General features: G+C 68.6%; 12 protein-coding genes. 7 read left to right on the top strand and 5 right to left on the bottom strand.

All coding sequences use genetic code 11. The features are described from left to right. Nucleotides 1-162: 162 nt before the first annotated feature. Nucleotides 163-909 carry an IclR family transcriptional regulator gene (locus A9X05_RS03775; protein ID WP_067750265.1) on the bottom strand — a complete coding sequence of 249 codons (747 nt, stop codon included), beginning with the start codon at nt 907-909 and terminating at the stop codon, nt 163-165. A gap of 67 nt (nt 910-976) precedes the next feature. Here A9X05_RS03775 and A9X05_RS03770 point away from each other — a divergent pair, with 67 nt between their 5' ends. Further along, nucleotides 977-2,317 carry an FAD-binding oxidoreductase gene (locus A9X05_RS03770; RefSeq protein WP_067779256.1) on the top strand — a complete coding sequence of 447 codons (1,341 nt, stop codon included), beginning with the start codon at nt 977-979 and terminating at the stop codon, nt 2,315-2,317. Continuing rightward, nucleotides 2,317-3,126 (top strand): hypothetical protein, encoded by an 810-nt coding sequence (locus A9X05_RS03765; protein ID WP_067750273.1) that lies wholly within the window; start codon nt 2,317-2,319, stop codon nt 3,124-3,126. Before A9X05_RS03770 ends, A9X05_RS03765 begins: the two co-directional genes overlap by 1 nt. 16 nt (nt 3,127-3,142) lie before the next feature. Here the strand turns inward: A9X05_RS03765 and A9X05_RS03760 are convergent, their stop codons facing one another. After that, a complete protein-coding gene (locus tag A9X05_RS03760; RefSeq protein WP_067779262.1) occupies nt 3,143-4,909 on the bottom strand; it encodes a DUF4407 domain-containing protein in 1,767 nt (588 codons plus the stop codon). A 196-nt stretch (nt 4,910-5,105) separates the two neighbouring features. Between A9X05_RS03760 and A9X05_RS03755 the strand changes: the two genes are divergently transcribed. Together A9X05_RS03755 and A9X05_RS03750 are read left to right on the top strand one after the other, a co-directional pair. Next, complete coding sequence (locus A9X05_RS03755) at nt 5,106-5,663, top strand: hypothetical protein (RefSeq protein WP_067750285.1); 558 nt, start codon at nt 5,106-5,108, stop codon at nt 5,661-5,663. A gap of 122 nt (nt 5,664-5,785) precedes the next feature. Next, nucleotides 5,786-6,214, top strand: coding sequence for an SRPBCC family protein (locus tag A9X05_RS03750; RefSeq protein WP_082950363.1), 429 nt, complete (start codon nt 5,786-5,788; stop codon nt 6,212-6,214). A gap of 3 nt (nt 6,215-6,217) precedes the next feature. On the opposite strand, the gene A9X05_RS03745 is transcribed toward A9X05_RS03750, so the two are convergent. Together A9X05_RS03745 and A9X05_RS03740 are read right to left on the bottom strand one after the other, a co-directional pair. After that, nucleotides 6,218-6,487, bottom strand: coding sequence for a hypothetical protein (locus A9X05_RS03745; RefSeq protein WP_067750289.1), 270 nt, complete (start codon nt 6,485-6,487; stop codon nt 6,218-6,220). 91 nt (nt 6,488-6,578) lie between these two features. Further along, on the bottom strand, nt 6,579-8,321 hold the full coding sequence (locus A9X05_RS03740; protein WP_067779259.1) for a molybdopterin-dependent oxidoreductase: 1,743 nt from the start codon (nt 8,319-8,321) through the stop codon (nt 6,579-6,581). Nucleotides 8,322-9,083: 762 nt separating this feature from the next. Between A9X05_RS03740 and A9X05_RS03735 the strand changes: the two genes are divergently transcribed. Next, nucleotides 9,084-9,320, top strand: a complete 237-nt coding sequence (locus tag A9X05_RS03735) for a hypothetical protein (protein WP_156669876.1) — start codon at nt 9,084-9,086, stop codon at nt 9,318-9,320. Between the two features lie 68 nt (nt 9,321-9,388). Here the strand turns inward: A9X05_RS03735 and malQ are convergent, their stop codons facing one another. After that, complete coding sequence (gene malQ / locus A9X05_RS03730; RefSeq protein ID WP_067747999.1) at nt 9,389-11,551, bottom strand: 4-alpha-glucanotransferase; 2,163 nt, start codon at nt 11,549-11,551, stop codon at nt 9,389-9,391. 426 nt (nt 11,552-11,977) lie between these two features. On the opposite strand from malQ, the gene eccB reads away from it, so the two are divergent. Further along, nucleotides 11,978-13,495 carry a type VII secretion protein EccB gene (gene eccB, locus A9X05_RS03725; protein WP_067748001.1) on the top strand — a complete coding sequence of 506 codons (1,518 nt, stop codon included), beginning with the start codon at nt 11,978-11,980 and terminating at the stop codon, nt 13,493-13,495. Then, the coding region (eccCa, locus tag A9X05_RS03720) for a type VII secretion protein EccCa (protein ID WP_067779253.1) at nt 13,492-16,591 on the top strand (3,100 nt) is incomplete at its 3' end. The genes eccB and eccCa, both read left to right, overlap by 4 nt.

The following is a 16,591-nucleotide window of genomic DNA, read 5'->3' as shown; positions in this document are numbered from 1 at the left end:
CCCCAACCACAACGACGCAAAGGCGCGCGCGGAGGGTGGCGCTTTTGGGCTTCGGTTGCAGTGGCCGGCACGCGGGCGGGGGGTGCGGCGGTCTCGGCGAAATCGCGCGGCCAATCGGCCCGCGCCCGAAATCGACTATGGGATCAACCTGGTCCGCTGACGTCAGCGTGCCCAGGCCGGTGATTCGGCCGCGGCGCGCAATGCGTCGACGATGCGCTGTTCTTTCTCGCCGAACCGCTCGGTGGGCGCAGGCACGGAGATGGCAACCACGTTGTCACCCACGGTGCGCCGCGCGATGGCGGCTGCCGAGATCCCCGGGGTGTGCTCGTCGCGATCGAAAGCGATTCCGGTGCGCCGGATTTCGGCGACCTCTCCGCGGAGCCGGTCGGCGGCCTCGGCACCCAATCGGGACATGACCGACTCGGCGTCGGCGTCGTCCAGCGCCGCGAGGGCGGCCTTGCCGTTCGCCGTCGACTCGAGGGGGAACCGGACGCCGACCGCGGAGACCGCGCGCAGGCGATGCGACGATTCCAACTGATCGACGAACCACATCCGCTGCCCCCGCAGCACCGACAGGTCGACCGTCTCGCCGTCGGTCGCGCGCGCCACCCGCTCGATCGTGGGGCGGAAGACCGCCGTGATGTGCGCCCCGTCGGAATTGCCGAATCCCAACAGGCGGTCGCCGAGGGCAATGCGGCCCTGCCCGTCGACGCTGGCCAAGCCCACCTCGACCAGACCGACCAGCAGCCGCCGCGCCGTCGACTTGGCCAGCCCGAGCCGCTCGCCGAGGTCGACCAGACGCAGCCGCCCCGGCTCGGCGGCGATCTCGTCCAGCGCGGCGGCCGCGCGGCGTAGCACCTGGATGCCTTCGTCGCGACCAGTTGGCGAATTTTCCCCCGTGGACGGCATTCCTCCACTATAGTGTTCCGCATCCCGGATCACAAAGATCCGAACTCCGAATCAAAGGGGATGGTCGATGAGCGGGCTGCCGGCCGGACGGCACTACTTTCGGGGTGATGACGGCTACGAGGCGGCCCGCCGGGGCACCGTGTGGCACCAGCGGGTGCCCGAGCGCCACCCCGAGGTGATCGTGCAGGCCATCGACGCCGACGACATCGTCGCCGGCATCCGGTACGCCACGACCCACGGGCTCAAGGTCAGCATCGTTTCGGGCGGACACAGCTTCGCGGCCAGCCACCTGCGCGATGGTTCCGTGCTGCTCGACGTCAGCCGGCTCGACCACGCCGTCATCGACGCCGAGAAGCGCCTCGCCCAAGTGGGTCCGGGCAAGGGCGGCAGCCTGCTGATGGCCGACCTCGAGGCGCAGGGGCTGTTCTTTCCCGGTGGCCACTGCAAGGGCGTCTGTCTGGGCGGCTACCTGCTGCAGGGCGGCTACGGCTGGAACAGCCGCGTCTACGGCCCGGCCTGCGAGAGCGTCATCGGCCTCGACGTCGTGACCGCCGAAGGCGAACAGATTCACTGCGACGCCAGCAACAACGCCGACCTCTACTGGGCCGCCCGCGGCGCCGGCCCCGGCTTCTTCGGCGTGGTCACCTCGTTCTACCTCAAGCTCTATCCGCGACCGGTCGCCTGCGGCACCAGCGTCTACGTCTACCCGTTTGAGCTGGCCGACGAGGTCTTCACATGGACCCGCGCGGTCAGTGCCGAAGTGGACCCCCGCGTCGAGCTGCAGGCCGTGGCCTCACGCGGTGAACCGAACATGGGCATCGACACCCCGGTCATCTCGCTGGCGTCGCCCGCCTTCGCGGACTCCGACGAGGAGGCGGAAAAGGCCCTGGCGCTGTTCGGCAGCTGCCCGGTCGCCGATCGGGCGCTCGTCAAGATTCCTTATATGCCAACCGATTTGCCGAGCTGGTATGACGTCGCGATGAGCCACTACCTGTCCGACCACCACTACGCCGTCGACAACATGTGGACGTCGGCACCGGCCGAGGACCTGCTGCCGGGCATCCGGACGATCCTGGACACGATGCCGCCGCATCCCGCGCACTTCCTCTGGCTGAACTGGGGCCCCTGCCCGCCCCGCCAGGACATGGCCTACAGCATCGAGGGCGACATCTACCTCGCGCTCTACGGTTCGTGGAAGGACCCGGCCGACGAGGCCAAGTACGCGGACTGGGCGCGGTCCAACATGGCCGCGATGTCAGAGTTCGCGATCGGCATTCAGCTCGCCGACGAGAACCTCGGCCAGCGGCCCGCGCGGTTCGCCAGTGACGCCGCCATGGCCAAGCTCGACCGCGTGCGCGCCGAGTACGACCCCGACGGCTTGTTCAACAGCTGGATGGGACGACTCTGATGGCCACCGACCTCTATCTGGGCTACCGCGGCGACGACGCGAACACCCCTTTCGGCAAGTTCTTCACGCCCGAAATGGCCCCGCTGCCACGCCACGTCGTGGAGGCGCTCGAACACGGGCCGCAAGGCGCCATGGCGCTGCCGTCGTTCGACGACGCCGCGCGGGTGGCCGACGACGGGTACCAGCAGACCGAGAACGGGTACGGGGCCCTCGACGACGGCGGCTACCAGGTGTCGGTGCGCACCGACATGCCGGGGGTCACCCCGGCGATGTGGTCGTGGTGGTTCGGCTGGCACGGCTGTGACACCCGCCGGTACAAGCTCTGGCATCCCCGGGCGCACCTGGCCGCCGCCTGGAAGGACGGCGACGACACGGGCCGCCGGGGCGCCCGGCGTTACATCGGCCGCTGGTCGCTGATCAGCGAATACATCGGCTCGACAATCCTCAACGGCGCAATCCAATTCGTCGAGCCGGCAAGCATGGGCTGCCCGCCCGACGACGATCGCGCGGTGGCGATCTGTGCCCGGCTCGGATCCAGCGAGGCCCCGGTGGACGTCGGCTGGTTCATCCACCACGTCCGGTCGACCCCCGGCGGCGCGGAGATGCGGTCACGGTTCTGGATGGGCGGACGGCACATCGCGGTGCGCAACGTCCCCGGCGTCGCGTCGCGGGCCGTGCGCCCCATCGCCTCGCGGGTGCTCGGCAACGCCGAGACCAGCGCGCGCAACCTGCTGGTGCACTGCGCCCAGGAGATGAATCATCTGGCGGCCTTCCTGCCGGAGCTCCACGCGGCCTTCGGCGACGAGTAGGCGCGCGGACGCCGCGCTAAGCGGGCGGGAGCTGACGCGGGCCTTCGGGGGCGCCCAACTCGGCCGGCCCGTCCCGCCTGGCGAGCTCCCGATCGTCGCTTCGCCGCGCCTTCCCGAGCGACCGCGCGTGCCGGTCCGGACCGCCCAGCCGTGAGTGCGGGGACGGGCCGGTTCGGTCTCGGGCCGAGTCGACGAAAGCTCTTGTAGGGAAGGGGGATTCGCCCGTCTCCGAAGGCCGCTCGGCACGTTCGCCAGGCTCGGAGCTTTCGGAGTCGACCGTGACTTTGTGGGTGCGTCGCATCGAGAAGGTGAACTCCTCGACCTCTTCGAAGACCTGGCGCGCGGTGCGCAGCGGTGCGGTCGTGGTGTCGATCACCCGCCCCACAAACGGGGGCACCAACGGGCGAATCCATCGCGCGGCGGCCTTGGTGGCGTCGGGAATCGACGGGATGAGCGACGTGCCGCGTTCTTCGTGCGCCACCACGTCGCGCTGGACGGGCGCCGGCAGATTCTCCACGTCGGCGATCTGCGCCGGCGCGGGAAGGCCGACAATCGCCCGGCTGGCGGCCTCGGCTTCCGCGGCGATCGGCAGATAGATGTCTTCGTCGGCCGGTTCGATGGGCCGTTGCGACGACGCCCGCACCGGGGGATCGATGGCGTCCGCGATTCGCCGGCGCTGCTGCTCCCGGTCGATCTCGGTCTGCGCCTCGATGGCGAGCCGGGCCTGAGTGAGTTGATGCTCGGCCCACAGGATTTCGGCCTCGCGGCGGACCTCTGCCCGCTTGATCGCGATCGCGGTGTCGGCCTCGAGTTCCGCGCGTTCACGATCCGCGCGTGCCGCCGCGCGCCGGTCGAGCGCGGTCTCGCCGCGCCACCGCCTCAGGATCAGGGGCAACACGTAGAGCAGCACGCAGAACGCGATGGTCAGCAGCCGCAAGGTCAGCGCCCCGGCGTCGGTGCGGGTGAGGTCGTTCATCGCGACCCAGCGAGCGCCCAGGCCGCGATCGGCGCCCGCGACCGCGCCGCGACGCGCCTCGTCGAGTGCTTGCTGCTCGCGGGAGATCCTGGCGTCCAGCTCCGGGGCCTGTCGATCCCGGACCGCGAGCGCATCGTCCAGTTCATGCTGTGCGTCCGCGAGAAGCTCGTTCGCCGTTCGTGTTTCGGGCCCGACACCGGGGACACCCGTGATGCGGGTTTGTGGGCAGGCGGGAGTGGGATGGTATTCGCAGCGGGCGATGACCAGGGCCCGATCCTGCTGCTGATGAGCGCCGTCGACGGCGCCGTCGAGCGCGGCCCGCGCATCCCTGGTTTGTTGCAGGGACGCCGACGCCTGCGCGACGGCCGGCGCCGAGCCGGCATTGCGCAGGGCACGTTCGTCGAGGCGATGGTCGATCGAGCCGGAAAGCAGGACGAGTGCGGCCAGTTCGCCGACGATGACCCCGAGCGCGGTCGCGACCGACGCGCGCCCCGCCGTGCCGACCCGGCCGCGCTGGGACCCGGACGTGGTGGCGCGGGCAACCGCGCCGACCAGCAACCCGAAGACCACCGTCAGCGGCAGTACGGAGGCGAGTGACCAGCGGCCGGTCTCGCCGACCGCCAGGGTCGCGACGAGCACGGCCAGCACCGCCCCGAACAACACCACCGCGCCGGCGCCGGTCTCGGCGGCGTGCGTGGAGCGCTCGCCGCGATCAGCGGGTTCGCGCCATTGCCCGCCGCCGAGCCACGTGAGCAGGCCGGCGGGCCACCACGCCGACCGCTTCTCGGTAACTTCCTGGGCGCACATCGAAAACACCTCCCAAGCCAACAAGCCTCCCAGGCGACCGCCCGTCGGATCGAATCGAAGCCCCCCGGGTGTGGCGTGCCTCACAATCCGACGGCTCGCCGGCCATCCCGGCGGGCGAGCCGTGGTGGTCGCGGATTTGCGCGACGCGTGCAGATCAGCGACGGTTCCGGCGGCCGGCGTGAGACGGTATGAGCCTATGGAGACTCACGATTTTGTCACCTACGAAGAGTTTGGTCGCAGATTCTTCGAGGTCGCTGTCACTCCCGAGCGTGTCGCCGCCGCGTTCGCCGACATCGCCGGCAACGAGTTCGCCATGGAGCCCATCGCGCAGGGCCCCGGCGGAATCGCCAAGGTCAGCGCCAACGTCAAGATCCACGAGCCCAAGGTCACCCGCCGCCTGGGTGACAGCATCACGTTCAGCATCCACATCCCGTTGTCGATCGACCTGCTGCTCGACCTCCGGCTCGACAAGCAGCGGTTCGTCGTCTCCGGAGACATCGCATTGCGGGCCACGGCGCGGGCCGCCGAGCCGCTGTTGCTGATCGTCGACGTCGCGAAGCCCCGGCCTTCCGACATCACCGTCAACGTGTCGTCGAAGTCCTTCCGCGGCGAGGTGCTGCGCATCCTCGCCGGCGTCGACGGCGAAATCCGCCGGTTCGTCGCCCAGTATGTCGCCGAGGAGATCGACTCGCCGCAGTCGCAGGCCGCGCAGATCATCGACGTGGCGCAACAACTGCAGGAGGCCTGGCCCTAGGGCCCCCGGCGCGACGCATAGCCCCGGTCGTCCGCGGGTACTCAGTGCGGGTTGCGCGCCGGGTCGCCTGTGCTGCCGTGCCGGCGCCGACCGCGATCATCGTCGGGGAGGAGCGGGGGAACTTGGCACGTGTAGATGTCTCGGTGTCGTCGGAGGTGGATCCGGAGGCCGCCTGGAAGCTGGCGTCCGACCTGAGTCGGTTCGACGAGTGGATGACGATTTTCGCCGGGTGGCGCGGACCCGTTCCCGACAAGATCGAGGAGGGCACCTGCGTCTCGTCGTGCGTGAAGGTCAAGGGCTTTCGCAACGTCATCCACTGGACGGTGACCCGCTACGACGAGCCGAAAGCGATTGAGCTGCAAGGTCGCGGTCGCGGTGGGATTCGGCTCGGGGTGGCCATGACGGTCACGAGCAAGGATCCCGGAACCGACTTTCATCTCACGGCGGATCTGCGGGGCGGATTGCTCGGCGGGCCGATCGGCGGGTTGGTGGCCCGGGTGCTTCGATCGGATGTAGAGAAGTCCGTGAAGAACCTGGCCGCTCTGCAATAGGGGCTACCGCGCCGCGTGGCCGATCGGCCAATCCCGTTCCGCCTGGCGAATCCGCCTGCGGTCCATGCCAAGCCAGTCCAGCCCGGCACCGAACGCGAGCAGGGCGACGATCGCCGCGGCGACGCCCGCGCCGGCGTGGCCGAGGGCGAAGGTCGCCACGCACACCACGAATGCCAGGGCGGCGGCCACGATGACGACGAGCCCGGGCGTGCGTTCAGCCTGGCGTGCCGAGTCCCGGCGGCTGGTCCGAGCGTGAGCGGGGCTGTGCGTCATGGGGGGCGTCTCCTCTGGTCAATTCCTTTGGGCCGCTTAGTTGTGCTACCCGGAATGCCGTCGGGACAAACGACCGACGCGTCGACGCCGACTACAGCGTCTGATGCCGTCCGAAGTACTTGTGGTCCTCGCTGTAGCCGCCGTAACCGCTGCCGATGTCGCGGTAGTCGGCGACGAACTCGATCCCCTTGATCCACTTCACGAGCTTGAAGCCGTGCTGCAATTCGTTGCGCAGCCGCAGCGGCCTGCCGTGCATGTAGGGGAGAGGTTGGTCGTTCATCTTGTAGGCCAGCATGGTCATGTGGTGGTCCATCTGGCCGATGTGATGGGCGTTGTAGTAGATGCCGCCCGTCGCGCCCAGGCCCATCGAATAGAACACCGCCCAGTTGGCTTCCGGCAGCGGCTTGACGATGTCCATGATCGTCTTCACCTGCACGCCACCCCATTTGGCGACGCCCGACCAGGCCTGGATGCAGAAGTGCTGGCTGATCTGCTCGTGGTAGGGCAGTGCCATCAGGTCCTCGAGCGAGAACTCCATCGGGTGCTCGACGAGACCGTAGACCTTCAGCCGCCAGTCCTTGAAGTCGTTTGCCTCCAGCTCTTTGTACTCGACGGTCTCCGGCAGGCGCCCGTTGCGCCAATGATGCGGCGAGATGTCCTTTTCGGTGAAGGCGCCGGGCTTGGGGTCGAGCTGTTCAAGCATTCGCTGGAACGGGCCCACCAGCGCGTACCCGACCCGCTGAATCACCCGCGGATGACGAATGGTGAAGGGAGTGGCCCAAACCCAGGCGATCGCCGTCACCACCATGGCCGCGGCGAAGATCCAGAAACCCACCCAGCTGTTGTCGTCGCGCGAGGCGAACATGTGGTTGAGGTTTCGCAGCGCACTGGTCGTCAACACCATCGTGACGTGCACCAGGATGAAGAACAGGAAATAGACGAGCACCACGAAATGCAGCGATCGCGCGTGCTGAATGCTCAGCCGCTTGCTGAGCCAGTGCACCCGCTGCGACAACGCGGGCGACATTCCCAGGCCGGTGATCAAAGCCGCGGGCGCGGCGATGAAAACCGTGGTGAAGTAGGACAACAACTGCAGGCCGTTGTAGGCGACCCAGCCGTTGTCGGTCGGCCAGTCCAGCGACAGATATTGAATGGCCACCGACGCCGCGTTGGGGAAGACGTCCCAGCTGGTCGGCACGATGTGGCGCCACTGCCCGGTGGCGAACAGGAGCACATAGAAGACCGCCCCGTTGACGAGCCACAGCACGTCCACGCCGAGGTGCCACCACCGGGCCAGCCCGATCGAGTGCCGGAAGCCGGGCAGGCCCAATTGCGGTGGGAGGGCGACGGTGTCGGCGTTGGCCGTCCACAGCTCGTCGTCCGGCACGGGCGGACCGACCCGCAGCCACTCGTCCTTACCCGGGGTGGCGTTGCGGCTGAAATAGAGCCGGGGATGGTCGCAGAGGATCTGGATTCCCGTCCTGATGATGAACATCATCATGAACAGGTTGAAGAAGTGCGTCCAGCCGATCCAGGCCGGCAGGCCGGGAGCGACGCCGGAGCGGTCCGTGCCGGGATGACGCTGGATGAACGACTGCACCGCCGGCATGTTGTGCAGGCCCTTGCCCACGGCCACACCGGCGATCAGCAGGGCAAAGCCGATGGGTATCAGCCAGAGCAGATTGAACCACCGGTCGCGGCCGACGCGCAGCTTCGGGGCGGTGGCCCGGCGGGTGAGGTCGAAGCCGCCACCGTAGGTCTCCACGTCGATGACGTCCTCGGCGGTGTGAATCTCGTTGCGGTAGTCCGGGGGAGACTGCAGCGGCGTGCCCACTCTCAGTGTCGACACGCCGCCGGCCGGATTGACGTCTGAGTTCCGTTGTTCGGTGTTCGTCACGAGGCCGAATTTACACGGGTCGACTTGTAGAAATTGGACACGATCAGGAAGAAACGCCGCGTCCCGAGCCCGGGGCGACGTACTTTCGCTGCCGACGGTCCGATTCGGGCGAAATCCGCCCGCCGCACCGGCCCTCAACACCGCAACTGCCCGACGAATCAGGCGCTTACACCGAAGATGCGGTTTATGGACGCCCGCTGTGAGTTGGCGCAGAGTCTTCTGGAAGGCCGCTGGATCGGGTCGTGTCGTCGAACCGGGCGGCCCGAACTATCTCAACCGGGTTGACGGCGAACGCCCGCGGAACGCCGGAGCGGTCGCCGTCGCCGTCGGGCTTCGGGCTAAGCGGTGAGGGCCGAATTCGTGCGTGGACACGTTTCAGCAAAATGAATTCGAACGCGAAAAACTCAACGGTCCCGCGAATACCGGGTTATCGTACGGCGTCCGGTTGCCGGCCTGAAATACGGGCGACATCCCGGCAAATGAAAATTACAAATCGAGTTGGAGGATTGTATGACCCGTCGGTGGTTGTTTATGGCCCTCGTAGTTGCCACAGCACTAATGACCGGCTGCTCCAGCAGCAAACCCGCGAGTTCGGGATCGAGTTCGGCTGCAAGCAGCAGTTCGACCACCACAGCTACTACGTCGGCATCCGCGGCGTCCAGCGATACCAGCACGGCAAACGCGCCGGCAGTCGCGACCTTGGATTCCAGCCAATGTGTCGACGTCACCGGGGCGAATGTGGATCTGCTCGCCGCATCGGACAAGGACGCCGCGCGCAAGGCCGCTGACACCCTGGAGCGGTACAACCCGCCGGCTTCCGTCAAAGACGCCATCGAACACTTCGTCACCACGGGTGGCGCGCACTTCGATGACCCGGATTACACGAAAAACAACAAGACCGTCGACGGCTGGGTCAAGCAGGTCTGCCCCAGTTAACGACCGCACCTCAATAGCTGCCGCTAGGCCGGGTCGCGCGGCCGTACACGGCGGAAACCTTATTGGCCTCAGAAGCTAACAGGCGCGCTATCGACGTCCGTGGGCGCGATTGCGCTGCGCACGGCCTCGGCGAGGGTGGCCGCCCGGACATCGGTGAACACGTCCTCCAGGAGCACCGGGCGGCCATCGGGGCCGGTCAGCGGCACCCGCCAGTTGGGGTACTCGTCGGTGGTCCCGGGCTGGTTCTGGGTCCGCCGGTCACCCACCGCGTCGGTCAGGGCCACGCCCACCAGGCGCGACGGGGTCCGCCCCAGATACCGGTACAAGGCACAGATGATGCTTTCCTCGTCGGTGTCGGCGTCGCCGAGCAGCCCCACCCGCCGCAACTCGGCCAGCCAGGCCGCGAGCTCGGCCCTGTCGGCGGCAAGCTCGTCTTCAGCGGGGCGGGTCAGCAGTCCAAGCGACTCGCGCAGCCGCACGTGGTCGCCCGCCAGGTAGCCGGCCGTCGGCGGCAGATCGTGGGTGGTCACCGACGACAGGCAGTACTCGCGCCAGCGCTCGGCCGGCAGCGGGCCGCCGGCCCCGTCGCGGTCGAGCTCGAACCAGAGGATCGATGTGCCGAGCAACCCGCGCAGCAGCAGGTAGTCGCGCACCCACGGTTCGACCGTGCCGAGGTCCTCGCCGACGACCAGCGCGCCGGCGCGGTGTGCTTCCAACGCGACGATGCCGATCATCGCCTCGTGGTCGTAGCGAACGTAGGTGCCCTCGGTGGGCGGTGCGCCCTCCGGGATCCACCAGAGCCGGAACAGCCCGATGATGTGGTCGATCCGCACACCACCGGCATGCCGCAGCACCGAGCGGATCAACGCCCGAAAGGGGCGGTATTCCTCCGCATCCAGCCGATCCGGCCGCCACGGCGGCTGGGACCAGTCCTGGCCGAGTTGGTTGAACTCGTCGGGCGGGGCACCGGCGGTGACGCCCAGCGCCAGCACATCCTGCAGCGCCCACGCGTCGGCGCCGTCGGGATGCACGCCGACCGCCAGGTCGTGCATCACGCCCAGCGCCATTCCGGCCCGGACCGCCCGCGACTGCGCCGCGGCGAGTTGCTCATCGAGTTGCCATTGCAGCCACCGGTGGAAATCGACCGTGTCCGAATGCTTTTCGACAAAACCTGCGACACCGCTCGCCTGGGGATGCCGCAGCTTCTGCGGCCAGGAATGCCAGTCGGCGCCGTATTTCTCGGCCAGGGCGCACCAGGTGGCGAAGTCGTCGAGCGCGCGGCCTTCACGGGCGCGGAAGGCTTCGTAGGAAAGTTCGCGGCCCGCCGACCGCGGCACCCGATGCAGCAGCTCGAGCGCGGCGCGCTTGGCCGCCCACGCGCTGTCGCGGTCGATCGAGTCCAGTCGGGCGGCGCGCTGTTGCACGTCGAAGCGCAGCCGCCGCACCCGGCTTCGCTTGGGCAGCGCGGCGAACTCGGGGATCGCCTCGACGTGAAGGTAGAGGGGGTTGACGAAGCGCCGCGAGGTAGGCAGGTAGGGCGAGGGCTCCATGGGGGTCGTCGGAGCGGCGGCATGCAGCGGATTGACCAACAAGTAGTCGGCGCCGTGCCGCGTCGCCGACCACACCGCCAGGTCCGTCAGGTCCGTCAGGTCGCCGACCCCCCAGGACTGGCTCGACCGCACGCTGTAGAGCTGGGCGGCCAGCCCCCAGCCGCGCCGGGCCCCGAGCCGCTCCGGCAGCCCGAGCCAGTCCGGCGTCATGATCAGCGCGGTGCTGGTCTCGCCGTCGCCGGACCGCAGGTGCACCCGGTGGTAGCCCAGCGGCAGGTCGGGCGGCAGTACGAAGCTGGCCTCGCCCACCCAGCGCCCGTTCAGTTCGAACGGCGGGGTGAAGTTGTCCACCTGCTGGATCCCGCCGCGCACGGTGCCGTCTTCGAGCTCTAACCACACCTCGGCGGGGTCGCCGTGGGTCACGTGCACCCAGAACCGGGCCTGCTCGCCGGTCCGGCCGACGATGGTCGCAGGCAGCCGCCGCGCCCAATGCGACCGCAGCTTCGCGGCCAGGGCCACGTTGCGCTCCTGCTCGGTTCCGGCCGCCACGCCGAGCGCGGCCAGCACGGCCACCAGCGTGGCCTCGGCGACGAGCACCCGCCGCCCGGTCCAGTCCTGATACTCGGTCGCGATGCCGTATCGCCTGGCAAGTTCGACCAGCGACGGCGCGAGCTCACTCATACCGCTCATCTTGGTGCCAGAAATCGCCCGCCGACCAATCGGGGAGAGGCGGCGACCCGGCCCGCGACCGCCGCCGCCCGGTTTGCCGGCCGGTGCTGCGTCGCGCCGTGCGCCGAGGGCGCACGCTCGACAGGACGGGCGCGCCATTCGCCATTACGATGCCCTCAGAGACATGAGGAGTCCGGGCGGGATCGGCGGGGAACAAAAAGTGCCAGCTCAACGGCGCCTGGCGCGTGGCGCACGCCGGCGGCCCGGCGAGCTGCCGACGACCGGACGCCCGCAGATGAAGCAGATGCAGCAGCGAACGTCATCGTCGCCGCGTGGCGAGGCCCGTACCGGTGCCTTACGGTTGTCGATGTAATTCGCGCAGCGGAAATTTTCACAGGACAATATCCAGGCGTTCTAGCAGACCGGATGGTGAATTAAGTGGCGGAAGAGAGTCGCGGGCAGCGCGGGTCGGGGTATGGCCTCGGGCTGTCGACGCGGACCCAGGTGACCGGCTACCAGTTCCTCGCTCGCCGCACCGCAATGGCGCTCACCCGCTGGCGCGTCCGCATGGAGGTCGAGCCGGGGCGGCGCCAGACGCTGGCCGTGGTGGCGTCGGTGTCGGCGGCGCTGGTGATCTGCCTGGGCGCCTTGCTGTACTCCTTCCTCAGCCCGGCCGGCCAGGTCGGGGATTCGCCGATCATCGCCGACCGTGACTCCGGCGCCCTGTACGTCCGCGTGGGTGACCGGTTGTATCCGGCGCTGAACCTGGCGTCGGCGCGCCTGATCACCGGCCGCCCGGACAACCCGCACCTGGTCAAGTCCAACCAGATCGCCAGCCTGCCGCGCGGCCCGATGGTGGGCATCCCGGGCGCGCCGTCGAACTTCCACACCACCAGCCCGGCCACGTCGTCGTGGCTGGTGTGTGACACCGTCGCCACCTCGACCGGTGTCAGCGCACCGTCCGGCGTGACGGTGACCGTCATCGACGGGAACCCCGACCTCAGCAACCACCGGCGCGTGCTGAACGGGTCGGACGCGGTGGTGCTGAACTACGGCGGGGACGCGTGGGTGATCCGGGAGGGACGCCGGTCACGGATCGATGCGACCAACCGGTCGGTGCTGTTGCCGCTGGGCCTGACGCCCGAGCAGGTCGGCCAGGCCAAGCCCATGAGCCGCGCCCTGTTCGACGCGTTGCCGGTGGGACCCGAACTGACCGTGCCCCAGATCCCGAACGCGGGCGCCGGCGCATCCTTCCCGAACGCGCCCGGCCCGATCGGCACGGTGATCGTCACACCGCAAATCAGTGGGCCGCAACAATATTCGCTGGTGCTGGCCGACGGCGTGCAGACCCTCCCGCCGTTGGTGGCCCAGATTCTGCAGAACGCCGGGCCGGGCAACACCAAACCGGTGACCGTCGAACCGTCCGCCCTGGCGAAGATGCCCGTGGTCAACAAGCTGGATCTGTCCTCCTACCCGGACGCCCCGCTGAACGTCTCGGACATCCGCGAGAACCCGTCGACCTGCTGGTGGTGGCAGAAGACCTCCGGTGAAAACCGGGCCCGCATCCAGGTGGTGTCCGGCCCGACCATCCCGGTGGCGGCCAAGGACGAGAACAAGGTGGTCTCGCTGGTCAAGGCCGACACGACGGGCCGCGTGGCCGACCAGGTCTTCTTCGGGCCCGACTACGGAAACTTCGTGGCCGTCACCGGCAACGACCCGGGCGCCAAGACGACGGAATCGCTGTGGTGGGTGACGGACGCCGGCGCCCGGTTCGGGGTCGACGACACCCGCGACGTGCGTGAGGCGTTGGGCCTCAAGACCAAACCGAGCCTGGCGCCGTGGGTGGCGCTGCGGCTGCTCCCGCAAGGCCCGACCTTGTCGCGCGCGGACGCGCTCGTGGAGCACGACACCCTACCGATGGATATGTCCCCAGGAGAATTGGCGGTACCTAAGTGAAACGCGGGTTTGCACGGCCGACACCGGAGAAGCCTCCGGTCATCAAGCCGGAGAACATCGTCCTTCCGACGCCCCTGAGCATTCCGCCGCCCGAGGGCAAGCCCGTGTGGCTGATCATCGTCGGCGTCCTGGTGATCGGCCTGCTGATCGGCATGGTCGCAATGGTCTTCGGCAGCGGCTCGCGCGTGTTCGGCGGCGCCGGCGCGATCTTCCCGATCTTCATGATCGGTGGCGTCGCGATGATGATGTTCGGCGGCCGATTCGGCGGTCAGCAGCAGATGAGCCGGCCCAAGCTGGACGCGATGCGCGCCCAGTTCATGCTGATGCTGGACATGCTGCGCGAGACCGCCCACGAGTCGGCCGACAGCATGGACGCCAACTACCGGTGGTACCACCCGGCGCCCACCACGCTGGCCGCCGCGGTCGGCAGCTCACGCATGTGGGAGCGCAAGCCCGACGGCAAGGACCTCAACTTCGGTGTGGTCCGCGTCGGCGTCGGCATGACGCGTCCCGAGGTGACCTGGGGTGAGCCCCAGAACATGCCGACCGACATCGAGCTGGAGCCGGTGACCGGTAAGGCGCTGCAGGAATTCGGCCGCTACCAGAGCGTCGTCTACAACCTGCCCAAGATGATCTCGCTGCTCGTCGAACCCTGGTACGCGCTCAACGGGGACCGCGAGCAAGTGCTGGGACTGATGCGGGCGATCATCTGCCAGCTGGCGTTCTCGCACGGCCCCGACCACGTCCAGATGGTCGTCGTCACCGCCGACCTGGACGAGTGGGATTGGGTCAAATGGCTTCCGCACTTCGGCGACCCACGGCGCCAGGACGCCGCGGGCAACGCGCGGATGGTCTACAGCTCGGTACGCGAGTTCGCCGCCGAGCAGTCCGAATTGTTCGCCGGACGTGGCTCTTTCACGCCCCGGCACGCCAGCTCGTCGGCGCAGACCCCGACGCCGCACACGGTGATCGTCGCGGACGTCGTCGACCCCCAGTGGGAATTCGTGATCAGCGCCGAGGGCATCGACGGGGTGACCTTCTTCGACCTGACCGGCTCCTCGATGTGGACCTCGGTTCCGGAGCGCACCCTGCGGTTCGACGACAAGGGCATCATCGAGGCGCTGCCCCGCGACCGCGACACCTGGATGGTGATCGACGAGAAGCCGTGGTTCTTCGCGCTGACCGACCACATCAGCGTCGCCGAGGCGGAGGAGTTCGCCCAGGCGCTGGCCCGCTGGCGCCTCGCCGAGGCCTACGAGGAGATCGGCCAGCGGGTGGCCCACATCGGCGCCCGGGACATCATGGCCTACTACGGAATCGACGACCCGGGTCAGATCGATTTCGAGGCGCTGTGGGGCGCGCGTAACGACTCGATGGGCCGGTCGCGGTTGCGGGCACCGTTCGGGGTTCGTTCCGACAACGGCGAGCTGCTGTTCCTGGACATGAAGTCCCTCGACGAGGGCGGTGACGGCCCGCACGGCGTCATGTCCGGCACGACGGGTTCGGGTAAATCGACGCTGGTGCGGACCGTGATCGAGTCGCTGATGCTCAGCCACCCGCCGGAGGAGCTGCAGTTCGTGCTGGCGGACCTCAAGGGTGGGTCGGCGGTCAAGCCGTTCGCCGGGGTCCCGCACGTGTCGCGCATCATCACCGACCTGGAAGAGGACCAGGCGCTGATGGAGCGCTTCCTGGACGCCCTGTGGGGCGAGATCGCCCGCCGCAAGGCGATTTGCGACAGCGCCGGCGTCGACGACGCCAAGGAGTACAACTCGGTCCGGCTCCGGATGCAGGCCCGCGGCCAGGACATGGCGCCGCTGCCGATGCTCGTGGTGGTCATCGACGAGTTCTACGAATGGTTCCGGATCATGCCGACCGCGGTCGACGTGCTCGACTCGATCGGCCGGCAGGGCCGCGCCTACTGGATCCACCTGATGATGGCGTCACAGACCATCGAGAGCCGCGCCGAAAAGCTGATGGAGAACATGGGTTACCGGCTGGTGCTGAAGGCGCGCACCGCGGGCGCCGCGCAGGCGGCCGGCGTGCCGAACGCCGTCAACTTGCCGGCGCAGGCGGGCCTGGGTTACTTCCGCCGCAGCCTGGAGGACATCGTCCGGTTCCAGGCCGAGTTCCTTTGGCGGGACTACTTCCCCCGCGGGCTCACCGACGACGGCGACGAGGCGCCGGCGTTGGTGCACAGCATCGACTACGTTCGCCCGCAGCTGTTCACCAATTCGTTCACCCCGCTCGAGGTCAGCGTGGGCGGCCCGGAGCTCACCCCGGCCGCGATCACCAACGGCGAGACGCTCGGGGCCGACGAGGTCGGCGACGACGACGTCGAGGGCATCCGGGTGCCGAAGGTCGGCACGGTGATCATCGATCAGCTGCGCAAGATCGACTTCGAGCCGTACCGGTTGTGGCAGCCGCCGCTGAACCAGCCGGTTCCGATCGACGACTTGGTCGACCGATTCCTCGGCCACCCGTGGCAGGAGAACTACGGCACGGCCCGCGATCTGGTGTTCCCGATCGGGATCATCGACCGGCCCTTCAAGCACGACCAGCCGCCGTGGACGGTGGACACCTCGGGGCCGGGCGCCAACGTCCTCATCCTGGGCGCCGGCGGCTCGGGCAAGACGACGGCACTGCAGACGCTCATCTGCTCGGCCGCGCTGACCCACACCCCCGAGCAGGTCCAGTTCTACTGCCTGGCCTACAGCAGCACCGCGTTGACCACGGTCGCCCGGTTGCCGCACGTCGGTGAGGTCGCCGGCCCGACCGATCCGTACGGCGTGCGCCGAACGGTGGCCGAGCTGCTGGCGTTGGTGCGTCAGCGCAAGAGCACCTTCCTGGAGTACGGCATCGCCTCCATGGAGGTCTTCCGTCGGCGCAAGTTCGGCGGCGAGCCCGGCCCGGTCCCCAACGACGGGTTCGGCGACGTCTACCTGGTGGTGGACAACTACCGGGCGCTGGCCGAAGAGAACGAGGTGCTGATCGAGCAGGTGAACCTGATCATCAACCAGGGCCCGTCGTTCGGGGTCCACGTGGTGGTCACGGCCGATCGCGAATCGGAGCTGCGGCCCCCGGTGCGAAGCGGGTTCG

The sequence above is a fragment of the Mycobacterium sp. E3298 genome, assembly GCF_001666895.1.
In the GTDB taxonomy this organism is placed as follows: Bacteria; Actinomycetota; Actinomycetes; order Mycobacteriales; family Mycobacteriaceae; genus Mycobacterium.
Note: the sequence above shows the minus strand (reverse complement) of the source record. Positions and strands in the feature narration are given on the sequence as shown.

What these genes read in the sequence shown, in the direction of transcription:
- A9X05_RS03775 (WP_067750265.1), bottom strand. Translation starts at nt 909, where the DNA reads ATGCCGTCCACGGGGGAAAATTCGCCAACTGGTCGCGACGAAGGCATC.
- A9X05_RS03770 (WP_067779256.1), top strand. Translation starts at nt 977, where the DNA reads ATGAGCGGGCTGCCGGCCGGACGGCACTACTTTCGGGGTGATGACGGC.
- A9X05_RS03765 (WP_067750273.1), top strand. Translation starts at nt 2,317, where the DNA reads ATGGCCACCGACCTCTATCTGGGCTACCGCGGCGACGACGCGAACACC.
- A9X05_RS03760 (WP_067779262.1), bottom strand. Translation starts at nt 4,909, where the DNA reads ATGTGCGCCCAGGAAGTTACCGAGAAGCGGTCGGCGTGGTGGCCCGCC.
- A9X05_RS03755 (WP_067750285.1), top strand. Translation starts at nt 5,106, where the DNA reads ATGGAGACTCACGATTTTGTCACCTACGAAGAGTTTGGTCGCAGATTC.
- A9X05_RS03745 (WP_067750289.1), bottom strand. Translation starts at nt 6,487, where the DNA reads ATGACGCACAGCCCCGCTCACGCTCGGACCAGCCGCCGGGACTCGGCA.
- malQ (WP_067747999.1), bottom strand. Translation starts at nt 11,551, where the DNA reads ATGAGTGAGCTCGCGCCGTCGCTGGTCGAACTTGCCAGGCGATACGGC.